Source organism: Nocardia sp. NPDC049526 (genome assembly GCF_044465765.1).
Taxonomy (GTDB): Bacteria; Actinomycetota; Actinomycetes; order Mycobacteriales; family Mycobacteriaceae; genus Nocardia.
Genome location: NZ_JBITMA010000026.1, coordinates 63,559 through 74,808, shown reverse-complemented (window position 1 = coordinate 74,808; position 11,250 = coordinate 63,559). Strand labels below are relative to the sequence as shown.

Here is an 11,250-nt window from a genome sequence, read left to right as displayed (position 1 = left end):
CGCCTCCACCTTCATCGCAACGACTTACGAACTCGTAGAGAGATCGACTGCAGCACAGGAAGTCCGGTGACGCAGCGGGATGTGCTTTCTCCTGGCGGGCACCTGGATCCCGACTTCCTCCCACGAGTAGTCGGTGTGGCGGAACACCAGCAGCTTGCCGTCGCGAACGACGTAGACCAGTACCTTCTCCTTGACGACCTTCTCGGACATCAGGCGCAATCCTTCCTGCGAATCATGGAATCAAGGTGGCGTGGAATGAGCGAGCTGCCAGACCGAGCCCAGCCCTGCGACGACACGTGCGGCCGTCTCCAGCCAGGCAGTCTAGTAGCGGACCCCATGTGTTCACCCCGGCGCCACGCTGCCGGTTCTGTCGTCAAATAGCCTGTGTTCCAAACATTTTCGCGATTGCGCAACTAATGGATCGGTGTCTTGCGGTCTACTGCCTGCCTCGGCGCGAGTGATCAGAGCGTCCAACAGATCCGCGAGGCTGTCGGGCACTGTGGCTGCGGCACTGGCATGGAAGCGACGACACTCGCTGATCAGCGCAGACAACTCCGGATGCTCAGCCCAGTACAACGCCACATCACCGCTGGTGGCCGCTCGATCGAGAACCGCAGTCAGTGTCACCGACTTCTCGGCGGCCGCAATCACGTTGGTCATCGGCCCGGCCGTGCCCAGCATGGTCATCAAACATGCGACATCGTGCGCAGAGCATCCGGTTGCCAGCTCGTCGCGGTCGCCGCCATCAGCTGGCGGATCGATCTCACCGGCTCGATGCAGCAGGGCAGCGTCCGAAAAATCCATGCACAGGAGCGCCCATGATCATCACCCCTCTGCAGGTCCAGCACATCACCGACATCCACCACCTCATGGAACTCGGCGAACCCTACATCCGCGCCCGCGGACTGTCCGACTACTGGCTCTACGCCGAACTGTTCTCCTCCACTTGCCCCGTCATGACCGACGAGAACAACAACATCACCGGCGCCGTGATCGCGTTCCGCAGCCAAGACAACCCGGCAGATGTCTATATCCAGGACATCATGATCCATCCCGACCGCCGGCAACGCGGCATCGCCCGCGCACTCCTCAACAGCATCCGCACCCAAGCCGAAAAATGGGACTGCAAGCGGATATACCTGACCTCCGAGCCGGAAAACCACGCAGCACACGCCACATGGACCACCCTCGGATACGTCAACGTACCCGGCGACCACCAGATCGACGGTGTCTCAGTCATCACCTACTACAAAGGGCCCGGACGCAGCCGGGCCGTCTACGAATTGCTCTTGAGCCAATGAAACCGGGCTGCGCGGAGATTCACAGCCGACACCCAGCCACGTGATACGAGTAAAGGACTCGCCAATCCGAACCGCTCCCCGCACCTCTGGAAATACGGCAGCCTCGTAGGCGGCTACTCGAAGTGCAGTAGCGGGATATCGAATAAGCCCGGGGCCGGTGTGCGTTGTATGTGCAGGTGGGTCACTTCGATGACGAGCATCTCGGTGAGGAACTGGACGTGGGCGCCGAGTAATTGGCTGGTCTATCCGATGGCTGATACTTCTTGAGGCCGACTGCGACGTGGATGTGTGGTGTATCTCGAAGCGATGAGTCACGGCCGCCGGATGACATAGTCATGTTTTGCCCCTCCGGACTCGAATCGGCCCGGATTATCTCCCCCGCCGCACGCGGGGGATGACGCAACAAATGCCAGTACGGGGCGTCTCGGCCATCGGATTATGCACCGATGTTGTCGCCGTTGGCTTCCTGAGTACGTCGGGGACTACGGATGCGAAATGCCCTGTGGCTTCATTCTTATCCGTGTCTTCGACTGTTCGGGCATGCTGAGTGTTGGGGGCGCGTGGAGGAGGCGGGGCACGATGCGGATCAAGGTTCTGTCCGATCACGGAGGTGAGCAGCTTCACCTGTCCAAGCAGCAGTTACAGGGTGCCGGAGCGGATCATGCCGCGCGGAAAGGCTATTACGCTCAGACATACGGCGAGTTGGAGGCTGCTCGCCGGACGAAGCCGCTGTGGAAGCGGTTGCTGTCTGTGCTCACCGCCGACGAACAAGCTGCCCAAGCACGGGTCGGTGACGGTGTCCCGGCAGGTGGAATCGGCGGAGTACGAGGTGCATCGGGCATATAACCGGGTCCAGCAGCAAGGCGCCGGGGTATACGGCGAGGACATGCTCACCTGGAGCCTTGCTGGCCTGCTACCGGATGAATGGGTCCTGCTCCGCGGCTACCGCAACCGACGCGGCGAGACCGACCACGTACTCGTCGGCCCGGACGGAGTGTGGGCGGTCGAGGTCAAACGCCGCCGGGTTCTGCTGCACGCTGTCGGCGACCAGTGGTGGTTCCAGAAGCTCAGTTCACAGGGCCGTGTGTGCGAGTCGGAGTGGGCGGTCGACGGCGGTGGCCGTAGCTGGCCTCGCCAGGTCGGCGACGTCGCGAAGGATCTGGCCACCTGGTTGGAGCGGCAAGGACATCACGTCGGCGTGCGGACGGCGGTGATACTCATGCACGAAGACGCTCAACTCGTCGAATGCGTCACCCCTGCCGTGGATTTCGTTGGATCCGATCCCCTGCAACTCACTGACACCATTCTCCGTGGTCTCGCGACACCACTGAGCCAGAACATTGTCGCCTTGGTCGAGCGTGACCATCACTTCCACGCCAGTCGACGCCGGGCACGGTGATCCGATCGAACCCCAGGCGCCAAAGCTTTCGCCCCGTGTTCCAGGGCCACTCGGAATGTCGGGCCGGACGGTTACGGGCTAAAGCTGCCAGAACCAGCCCACCGCCATGGCGCTCGGGCCACTGCTGTTCAACCAAACGACACCCATGACGAGGGGAGAGACATTGAGTGGACCGGCTTCGACACAACCAAGCGCAGAGAGCTCCGTCCCTGTGACCCGTGTACGCACGAGACCATCGAATGAGATGCCAGTAGCGATACCGGTTGAGCGGGTACTAGTGCGCACCGAGGATGTCGTCGCGGCGTTGGTCGGCGCTCGCGGCTACCGCGAGGGAATCGAGTTGTCGTTGCACCTGTATGTCCGGCCAGGAAGCGACCATTCAGCGCTCAGCGGCTTCCATGGCTATCCCGATGGCGTCAAGGACCAGTTCCTGGTCGGTATCGAATTCTCCGACGGCCGAACAGCAACCAATATCGATCGCTGGCGCCTCGACGACGACGCGGACAACGCGATCCTGATGAGCGGCGGCGGTGGTTCGAGCGATGGATTCAGCGCCACCACCTACTACCTGACACCGCTGCCACCGCCCGGGCCGCTCACGGTGATCGTCGCCTGGCCCGCGGCCCGGATCGCCGAGCAACGCGTCGAGCTCGACACGAGGCGTTCCGGCGAGCCGCCGAGCGCGCGGAAGTGCTATGGCCCGCCGACAGGTGAAGAACTCCATACTGGGCGGCATATCGATCATCACCAGCGGCTCGTCGATCAGTTCGGACAGCTCGACGGAATCCCGTGCGGCGATGCCCGGCGGGCAGCACAGCGTAGGGCGGGCACGCGTACAGCGGAACGGTTTTCACGTCAGCGCCCACGCCGATGTCGTACATGATCGCCAAGTCGCACGGTCCATCGGCCAATCGCCGTTGCAGTCCCTCGACGGTGTCTTCGACCAGATCGATCTCGAGTTCCGGATAGTGGACCGGTACCTCCTCCAGGATCCGGCCCATCACGAACGGTGTGACAGTCGGGAAGCAGCCGACCGTCAGCTGTCCAGAGATGTCCTGCCCGATGGTGCGCACGGTGCTCTCGAGTTCGCTCACATGCCCGAGCACCTGCTTACAATCAGATTGTGCTGCCGCCGTCGGCGAGTAGCGTGCTGCCCGTCATGAAGGCCGACAGGTCGGACGCGCAGAACAGCACAACTCGGGCGATGTCGTCGGGAACCCCGATACGGCCGATCGGCCCGTTGAACATCAAAGGTGTGGGCGGGGCACCACCGTCCGCGGCCGGAGCGGTCGTCGCCGCGGCTGCGGCCATCTTCATGTTGCCCTCGGTGGGGACGAAACTCGGCGCGACTCCGAGCACCCGGATGCCCAGCGACGCGAGTTCGAGGGCCAGCTCACGGGTGAGTCCGCGCGCAGCGTGCTTCGAACCGACATAAGCGGCCAAACCCGGTGCGCTGCCGCGGAATCCGGCAGTCGAGACGATGTTCACGATGACACCGCCCGTACCCGCGTCGGATATGCGCCGCGCTGCCTCGCGTGCGCCGAGGAAGACCCCGCGCGCGTTCACGGCGAATACCTTCTCCCAGTCCTCCTCGCCCATCTCGAGCAGCGGGATGCTCGGGAAGACACCGGCGTTGTTCACCCAGATCTCCAGGCCGCCCAGCTCCGCGACCGCACGGTCGGCCGCCGCCGCCACGGAAGCCGCGTCGGTCACGTCCATTGCGGCGCCGATCACGCGCACGCCGTTGGCCTGGGCCAACTGCTCGGCAGTGGCTACGGCCAGCTCTTCCTCGATGTCGCCGATCAGGACGTCGGCGCCGGCCTCCGCCAAGCGGAGCGCGATCGCCCTGCCCAGCCCGCGACCACCTCCGGTCACGACCGCCCGCCGGCCCCGCAATGAAACGAGGTCGGCGAGGGATTTGCTCGATACATCGGCGATAGACATACATGGCCTCCTATTGCTCTGCCGAGGCGACACCTTCACAGCAAAAGTAACCACTATGGTTACTTTTTGCAATACGTAGACTACGACGACCGAGGGACTCTTCCCGAGAACCGACCCAAGGGACGCTCGTGACATCTTCCGCACAGGCTGGGAACCCCGCCGAACCGACCGGCCCGGGGCGGCGACGCCGCGGCCCGAACGCCTCCACCCCGGCGCGGCGCGCGCAGATCGTCCGAGCCGCGCTGGATAGCTTCGCCCGACACGGCTACGAGCGCGCTTCCCTTCGCGACATCGCCGCGCGGGCGCAGGTGACGCATGCGGCGCTACTGCGGCACTTCTCCGGCAAGGATGAGCTTCTCGTGGCCGCCTTGAACCAGCGGGACGAGGACGAGGAGAAGCTGGCGGCACAGATCCTCGCGGGCGGAACGGCCGGAGAGAGCGTGCTGAGCGAGGTCTTGCGCGCCGAGTTCGACGACCCCGACTACCAGCGCAACTGGATGGTCCTGGCTGTCGCGGCGACCGACCCCGCGCATCCGGCACACGAGTTCTTCACAGGTCGCCGTGAGCGGCTGCGCGCACACCTGGCCAAGGGCCCGCTGCCCACCGCGCACGACAGCGAGTACCTTTCGGCCGACGAGAAGGTCACCCTGGTGCTGGCGATGATCGATGGCCTGCGCATCCAATCCCTGCTCGACCCATCCCGCGAAACCCTCGGCCTTCTAGAGATTTTCATGAAACTGGTGATCATGCCCCGCGATGACGACCCCGGCGCCTGAGCCCTACCGAGCAGGCATCCTCCCGCACTCGGTTCGAACTCGGGATTGTGAACCGATCGGCCAGTACGTGCGGCGTCACGCCGGTCAGGACCGACGGCGACGCCGCTGCCGATACGATCCCGATATGGCTGTACAAAGCGAATCGACTCGCCAAGCGATCGTGGATTGGACCATGGTCGACCAGGCCATTCGCGGGCACGCGGCACGTCCGGCGGAACCGACAGCGACCGCGAAGTAGCACACAGCAATGACTGCCGATCGGGACGTCGAACCTCGCCGCAAACGGGCGGATGCGGTTCGCAACCGCCAGCGCATCCTGACCGCCGCGGAACAGTTGCTGGCCGAGCGCGGCATGGAAATAACGCTCGACGCAGTCGCCGTCGCGGCCGGTGTCGGCGTCGGCACCGTCTACCGTCAGTTCTCGAACAAGAGCGAGCTGATCAACGAGTTGGTCGAGGGCCGCCTTCGGCGGATCATCGATTCGGCCGAAGCGGCAACTCGCGACTCCGACCCCTGGCGCGAAGCTCAAGCGATTTCTGGAAGACACCTGCGAATTCATCGCGGGCAACCGCGGATTCGCCTCCGCGATGAGCGAGTTGCAAAACGACGCAAGCCTTTTCGAGGTCTATCGCGGCGAGCTCATGCTCCCGATCGCCGTGTTGCTCGACCACGCGAAAAAGGCCGGCGTGGTCGAGCAAAGCATGGAACCAGTCGATGTTCTCGCAATCATCGGCATGGTCCACTTCGTCGCGGCAATCGCCGAACCGGTCGATCCGGAGAACTGGCGGCGGTATCTTGCCGTGCAGCTCAACGGCTTCCGCACCGACGCCGCACCAGTGTTGCCGCTGCGACCGGCTGCATTGTCATCGGATCAGCTGAACCGTGCCCGAGCCGCGGGCGCCGAACGCCGGCAGCAGCCCTGAGCGATCACGTAGCGAACGCATTATCTTTCACAATTGCTTCCTTCCTACTCGTCACCGACCGGCTCTCGCATTGATGGCGCGAGGGCCCCAGCCGACTCACGCGGCGGCAACGGTGTGCCGAAACGTTGCAGGTAGCGTTCGACGAACGCGCGCAATTCGTCATGCCCCTGCTCGACCCCCACCGCACTTTCGCTACCGAGAATGCGCGCTGCCCCGGTGAGCAGCATCGACATCACCACCGGCGGAAACTCATCCAGGTCCATGCCGTACGCCCGCAGAACCAGCGTGACGGCAGCGGTCTCGATGTCGCGCACCCGCTCCGCATACGCCTTGAGCTCGGTGCCGATCACCTTGCGATGGTTGGCCAATGCCATGAATTCGGTATTCAGCTGGACGAATCGGGAGTCGGCGTTGATCGACCACAATGCCCGCAACGGATCCTCGTCGGTAAGCACTCGACGCACCCTGGCCAGCTCGCGTTCGGCGCCGGTCCGCAGCACGTCGACGAACAGATCGTCCATCGTGGGGAAGTAGTAGTACACCAACGCGGGCTTTACCCCGGCCTTGGCCGCCACCCGCCGCGACGTCGCCGCGGCGTACCCCTCTTCACGCATGATTTGAGCGGTCGCCTCCATCAGCCGGTCGCGTGTTCCGGCATCCTTGCCGTTCGCTGCACGCTTATTGGGCATTAGTGAAACCTCTCGAGAACAACACCAAGACAACATCTTTCAAGGAGACTTACGTCCCTTGACCGCTCGCTTCGAACCGTGGTAAGCATGCGTCATCCTAACAGTTTGATCGATCGCTCAGTCTCCTGTCGACTGATCGAGCGCTCCACCCGCCACGAAAGGCCGGCGAGAAAATGACCGATCTGGCCACAGTCGACTACTTCTCCGACCCCTCCGTCACCCAGGACCCCTACCCCTACCTGGAATACCTGCGCAGCCAGAATCCGGTATTCCGCGAACCCCACTACGGCGTCATCGCGGTCACCGGATACCAGGAAGTCATCGAGGTCTTCCGCGACCCCGATACCTACTCCGCCGCTGTTTCCATCGGCGGCCCCTTCCCGCCTCTGCCCTTCGAACCCGAAGGCGATGACATCAGCGCCCAAATCGAAGAGCACCGCCACCAGTTCCCGATCAATGAGTTCATGGTGACGATGGATCCGCCGGACCACACTCGCACCCGGGCGCTGCTGAGCCGGCTGATCACCCCCAAACGGCTGAAAGAGAACGAGGACTATATGTGGCAGCTGGTGGATCGCCAGTTCGACGAGTTCCTCGCCAACGGGCAGTGCGAATTCCTGGCCGAATACGCCAAACCCTTTGCCACCCTTGTCATCGCCGACCTGCTCGGTGTCCCCGATAACGACCGCGACGAATTCCGCGCCACGCTGGCCGGGCACAAAACTCCCGGAAGCCGAGTGGGTGCGCTCGACGGCGAACCGGTGGGCACCAACCCCCTGCAGTGGCTGGACGACCAATTCAGCGCCTACATCACCGACCGGCAGCGCACTCCGCGCGGCGACATCCTCAGCGTGCTGGCATCCACCACCTATCCCGACGGGACGAACCCCTCGGTCATCGAGCTCGTCCGCCCCGCCACCTTCCTATTCGCTGCCGGGCAGGAAACCGTCACCAAATTGCTCAGCTCCGCCGTGCGCGTGCTGGGCGAACGCCCCGACCTGCAACAGCGGGTTCGTGCCGATCGCAGCCTGATCGGTGGCTTCATCGAGGAGTCGCTGCGTTTGGAAAGCCCAACGAAAGTCGACTTCCGGCTTGTCAAGAAGACCACCACACTCGGCGGAGTCGACCTTCCCGCGGGAACCGTGGTCATGCTGTGCCTCGGCGCCGCCAACCGAGACCCTCGCAAATTCGAGGATCCGGATCAGTTCCGCATCGACCGCCGCAATGCCCGCGAACACATCGCCTTCGGCCGCGGTATCCACACTTGCGCCGGCGCACCACTGGCGCGCGTCGAAGGGCAAGTCACCCTCAACCGTCTTCTCGACCGTGCCGACGACATCACCATCGACGACACCGCGCACGGCCGCGCCGACGACCGCACCTACAAATACGAACCAACTTTCCTGCTCCGCGGACTCCGCGAGCTGCACATCAGCTTCACACCCAGCGCGTAGAGAAGGTTCCCGAAGGAGTCGCGGTGGTCAAACGTTCGAGATTCGCCGAGTACAAGGACCGGTACGCCAACTACCGCTTCGAGCTGAGCGACAGTGGCGTACTGCTCATGCAGTGTCACACCAACGGTGGTCCGTTGGTGTGGGACTGGCGGGTACATGACGACATGGCCGATGCCTTCGCCGACGTGGCCGGTGACCGGGAGATCAAGGTGCTCATCCACACCGGCACCGGTGCGAACTACAACGCCGACTGGGGCCTGCTGCCTGACGGCACCTCGCCCGCTGAGCCTGTCTACCAGGCTATGCCGGGCCGCGAGGGGGTTCGGCAATTGGACGAAAAGGCTTGGTACGGCCGCAATCTGGTGTTCAACGTGCTCGATGTGGACGTGCCGATGATCAGCGCGGTGAACGGGCCGTGCAATATCCACTCCGAGGTGCCGCTGCTCGGCGATATCGTGCTGGCGTCCGAGGATGCCTGGTTCGAGGATGCTCCCCACTTTCCGCGCGGCATGGTACCGGGCGACGGCCAGCATGTGATCTGGAACTTCCTGGTCGAGCACAACCGGGGCCGATACTTCCTGCTGACCGGCAAGAAGCTGACGGCGCGGGAGGCCATGGAGTGGGGCGCAGTCGCGGAGGTGCATCCGAACGATCAGCTCCTCGACCGCGCCTGGGAGCTGGCACATGAACTGGCCAAGCGGCCACCGCTGACCCTGCGATACACCCGCCGCCTGTTCACCCATCAGCTCAAGCAGGCGTTCCTGGCTCAGATGAACCAGGGCAGCGCGCTGGAAACCTACGCCCAGCGCGAATTCTTTCCGTTCGGCGGCGGCATGGAACCGCTCGACCGCGCCTGGGACGATAAGCCCTGGACCCGCCGCCAGTAAGCAGCTTTTACACCGCTCACCAACACCGCGACAACCGCGCAGGGTCGAGGTGCCTACACCGGGCGACGCGTGAGAATCCGAGGTCGGACGTCAGTTACGCGCCAATGCCCGAATGCACTGCCACAGTATTGCTTTCGGAACAATCGCGATGTGCGGGCGCCTGCATGTACCGATCGAGCCGTCCGAGCCTGGTGCGGAGACTCTGCACGGCCTTCGCCGAGTCTCGCTCGGCACGGTCGCTATGCGTGTCGCTCCTGCGACGGCTGCAGCAGAGGCAGGGCACCGAAGGTGTACTGCTGCCAGAGCCGCCGGGAAGCCTCCTCCGGATACGGGGCAATGGTCGGCTTCGCATCGAGGAGCTGAACCAGCCGCCGGCCCGGCTCGTAGGCGGGCCAGCCCGGATCGCCCGTGGCGGCGAAGCGACCCCAGGTCGCGCGCATCCGGGTCGACAAGTCCAGTGCCTCGGCTGGGGGCTCGGAACCCAGCAGCAGTGGCCCGAGATGCTTTTCGTACGTACCGAACAGCAGTGTTTCGTCGAGTGCGTGACAGGCGCCGAAAACCCCACCTTTGTTCGGCGCCGCCCAGGTGAGTTCGTACATGTGAACGCGTCCGCCGGCGTCGGCGTGGGCATCCGCGAGATGTAGTGCGGGCATGCGGTATTGGTTGTCGGACTGCACCAGTTCGCACAACTGTGCCGCGGTGGCGTCCGGGTATGCCGCACGGTAGGCCCGCTCGCTGCCGGGCCCCGGGCCGTAGAGCCGTAGGTCGAATCCGGCGCGTTCGTCATCGATCGCTTGTAGTTCTCCGGTCAGCACCAGGAAGAGCTGGCATTCGTGTCGGTTGTGTCCGATGATGAGGTCGATGTCGCGACCGGCACCGTCTGCGATTGCCTGCCACGGCGTCGTCGGCAGGACGTCACCGTCCACCACGGGAGCGAAGGGCGCGAGCAGGTACGCGGCCGAGCCCCAGGTTTCGGCGTACTTACGCATCTCGGCGCCCACGGCCGCACCGGCATCCGGCAGTCGCCGCGGGTCCACCCCGGCCAGGTCCGCCACCGTCGGGCGACAGCCCGCGGCTTTCGCGATGACCTCGGCGATGTCGGCGGCCAATTCGTCGGAGAAATATTTGCCGGGCATGCTCTGCATGATCGCCCGCCGGAAAAGCCCTGCGGCGCTGGGCATCGCCAGCAATGCCGCCACCGATCCGGCGCCGGCTGACTCACCGCACACGGTGACCCGATCGGCGTCGCCACCGAAGGCGGCGATGTTCTCCTGCACCCACCACAGAGCGGCGACCTGGTCGAGCAGGCCACGATTCGCCGGGGTTCCGGATATCCGCGCGAACCCCTCCACACCGACCCGGTAGTTGAACGTCACGACGACGACGTCTCCCTCGTTGGCGATCCGGTATGCGTCGTAGCCAGGGCTACCGGAAAAGCCGAGTTTGTATGCCCCGCCGTAGATCCACACGATGACCGGCCGGCATTCAGCCGAATCCGGTTGCGGCGTCCAGACATTCACCGTCAGCCAGTCGTCGCCCTCCGGAATCGCCGACATGCCTGTCAGCCCGGCGATTCCCGCTTCCTGCGGTGGTGGCGGACCGAACTCGAACGCGTCGCGGACACCAGGCCAGGGGGTCGGCGGCCGCGGCGGCGCGAACCGGGCATCGCCCACTGGCGGCTGCGCGAACGGAATCCCACGGAAGACGGCTACACCGTGCTCGATTCGGCCCCGTACCGCGCCACCACTGGTTCGGACAACAGGTTCGGCCGGCTGGTGCAGCGCCCCTTCGGACATGGTCAACCTCGCATTCGGTCGGCACCGTGCGACCGGCGCGCGGAATCGGAATCGCCTCGCGCCCAACCGCACGAGGAGAGC

General features: G+C 64.4%; 12 protein-coding genes and 1 pseudogene. 7 read left to right on the top strand and 6 right to left on the bottom strand.

What is annotated here, in order from left to right; all coding sequences use genetic code 11:
* Positions 1-24: 24 nt before the first annotated feature.
* Both ACIBW7_RS41555 and ACIBW7_RS41550 read right to left on the bottom strand, forming a co-directional pair.
* Positions 25-210, bottom strand: coding sequence for a hypothetical protein (locus ACIBW7_RS41555; protein WP_397056376.1), 186 nt, complete (start codon positions 208-210; stop codon positions 25-27).
* A 132-nt stretch (positions 211-342) separates the two neighbouring features.
* Positions 343-804: a hypothetical protein gene (locus ACIBW7_RS41550; RefSeq protein WP_397056374.1), complete on the bottom strand. Its 462-nt coding sequence runs from the start codon at positions 802-804 to the stop codon at positions 343-345.
* A gap of 14 nt (positions 805-818) precedes the next feature.
* On the opposite strand from ACIBW7_RS41550, the gene ACIBW7_RS41545 reads away from it, so the two are divergent.
* Positions 819-1,301, top strand: coding sequence for a GNAT family N-acetyltransferase (locus tag ACIBW7_RS41545; protein ID WP_397056372.1), 483 nt, complete (start codon positions 819-821; stop codon positions 1,299-1,301).
* 790 nt (positions 1,302-2,091) lie between these two features.
* Positions 2,092-2,700 carry a nuclease-related domain-containing protein gene (locus tag ACIBW7_RS41540; protein ID WP_397056370.1) on the top strand — a complete coding sequence of 203 codons (609 nt, stop codon included), beginning with the start codon at positions 2,092-2,094 and terminating at the stop codon, positions 2,698-2,700.
* Between the two features lie 596 nt (positions 2,701-3,296).
* On the opposite strand, the gene ACIBW7_RS41535 is transcribed toward ACIBW7_RS41540, so the two are convergent.
* Positions 3,297-3,701 carry a LysR substrate-binding domain-containing protein gene (locus ACIBW7_RS41535; protein WP_397056391.1) on the bottom strand — a complete coding sequence of 135 codons (405 nt, stop codon included), beginning with the start codon at positions 3,699-3,701 and terminating at the stop codon, positions 3,297-3,299.
* Positions 3,702-3,816: 115 nt separating this feature from the next.
* On the bottom strand, positions 3,817-4,644 hold the full coding sequence (locus ACIBW7_RS41530) for an SDR family NAD(P)-dependent oxidoreductase (protein ID WP_397056368.1): 828 nt from the start codon (positions 4,642-4,644) through the stop codon (positions 3,817-3,819).
* 128 nt (positions 4,645-4,772) lie between these two features.
* Between ACIBW7_RS41530 and ACIBW7_RS41525 the strand changes: the two genes are divergently transcribed.
* The 3 genes and pseudogenes from ACIBW7_RS41525 to ACIBW7_RS41515 all read left to right on the top strand — a co-directional run bounded on the left by ACIBW7_RS41525 (position 4,773) and on the right by ACIBW7_RS41515 (position 6,343).
* Positions 4,773-5,420 (top strand): TetR/AcrR family transcriptional regulator, encoded by a 648-nt coding sequence (locus ACIBW7_RS41525; protein WP_397056366.1) that lies wholly within the window; start codon positions 4,773-4,775, stop codon positions 5,418-5,420.
* 247 nt (positions 5,421-5,667) lie between these two features.
* Positions 5,668-5,859 (top strand): annotated as a pseudogene (locus ACIBW7_RS41520) (TetR family transcriptional regulator); the annotation flags it as partial.
* A 40-nt stretch (positions 5,860-5,899) separates the two neighbouring features.
* Complete coding sequence (locus ACIBW7_RS41515) at positions 5,900-6,343, top strand: hypothetical protein (protein ID WP_397056389.1); 444 nt, start codon at positions 5,900-5,902, stop codon at positions 6,341-6,343.
* A gap of 44 nt (positions 6,344-6,387) precedes the next feature.
* On the opposite strand, the gene ACIBW7_RS41510 is transcribed toward ACIBW7_RS41515, so the two are convergent.
* The gene (locus tag ACIBW7_RS41510) at positions 6,388-7,032 is read right to left on the bottom strand and encodes a TetR/AcrR family transcriptional regulator (RefSeq protein WP_397056364.1); all 645 of its coding nucleotides are present in this window, start codon (positions 7,030-7,032) and stop codon (positions 6,388-6,390) included.
* A 173-nt stretch (positions 7,033-7,205) separates the two neighbouring features.
* Here ACIBW7_RS41510 and ACIBW7_RS41505 point away from each other — a divergent pair, with 173 nt between their 5' ends.
* Together ACIBW7_RS41505 and ACIBW7_RS41500 are read left to right on the top strand one after the other, a co-directional pair.
* Positions 7,206-8,486: a cytochrome P450 gene (locus ACIBW7_RS41505; protein WP_397056362.1), complete on the top strand. Its 1,281-nt coding sequence runs from the start codon at positions 7,206-7,208 to the stop codon at positions 8,484-8,486.
* A 23-nt stretch (positions 8,487-8,509) separates the two neighbouring features.
* Positions 8,510-9,373, top strand: coding sequence for an enoyl-CoA hydratase/isomerase family protein (locus tag ACIBW7_RS41500; protein ID WP_397056360.1), 864 nt, complete (start codon positions 8,510-8,512; stop codon positions 9,371-9,373).
* Positions 9,374-9,612: 239 nt separating this feature from the next.
* On the opposite strand, the gene ACIBW7_RS41495 is transcribed toward ACIBW7_RS41500, so the two are convergent.
* On the bottom strand, positions 9,613-11,169 hold the full coding sequence (locus tag ACIBW7_RS41495; RefSeq protein WP_397056358.1) for a carboxylesterase/lipase family protein: 1,557 nt from the start codon (positions 11,167-11,169) through the stop codon (positions 9,613-9,615).
* Positions 11,170-11,250: the final 81 nt, after the last annotated feature.

What these genes read in the sequence shown, in the direction of transcription:
- ACIBW7_RS41495 (WP_397056358.1), bottom strand. Translation starts at nt 11,169, where the DNA reads ATGTCCGAAGGGGCGCTGCACCAGCCGGCCGAACCTGTTGTCCGAACC.
- ACIBW7_RS41545 (WP_397056372.1), top strand. Translation starts at nt 819, where the DNA reads ATGATCATCACCCCTCTGCAGGTCCAGCACATCACCGACATCCACCAC.
- ACIBW7_RS41555 (WP_397056376.1), bottom strand. Translation starts at nt 210, where the DNA reads ATGTCCGAGAAGGTCGTCAAGGAGAAGGTACTGGTCTACGTCGTTCGC.
- ACIBW7_RS41550 (WP_397056374.1), bottom strand. Translation starts at nt 804, where the DNA reads ATGGATTTTTCGGACGCTGCCCTGCTGCATCGAGCCGGTGAGATCGAT.
- ACIBW7_RS41505 (WP_397056362.1), top strand. Translation starts at nt 7,206, where the DNA reads ATGACCGATCTGGCCACAGTCGACTACTTCTCCGACCCCTCCGTCACC.
- ACIBW7_RS41535 (WP_397056391.1), bottom strand. Translation starts at nt 3,701, where the DNA reads ATGGGCCGGATCCTGGAGGAGGTACCGGTCCACTATCCGGAACTCGAG.
- ACIBW7_RS41530 (WP_397056368.1), bottom strand. Translation starts at nt 4,644, where the DNA reads ATGTCTATCGCCGATGTATCGAGCAAATCCCTCGCCGACCTCGTTTCA.
- ACIBW7_RS41510 (WP_397056364.1), bottom strand. Translation starts at nt 7,032, where the DNA reads ATGCCCAATAAGCGTGCAGCGAACGGCAAGGATGCCGGAACACGCGAC.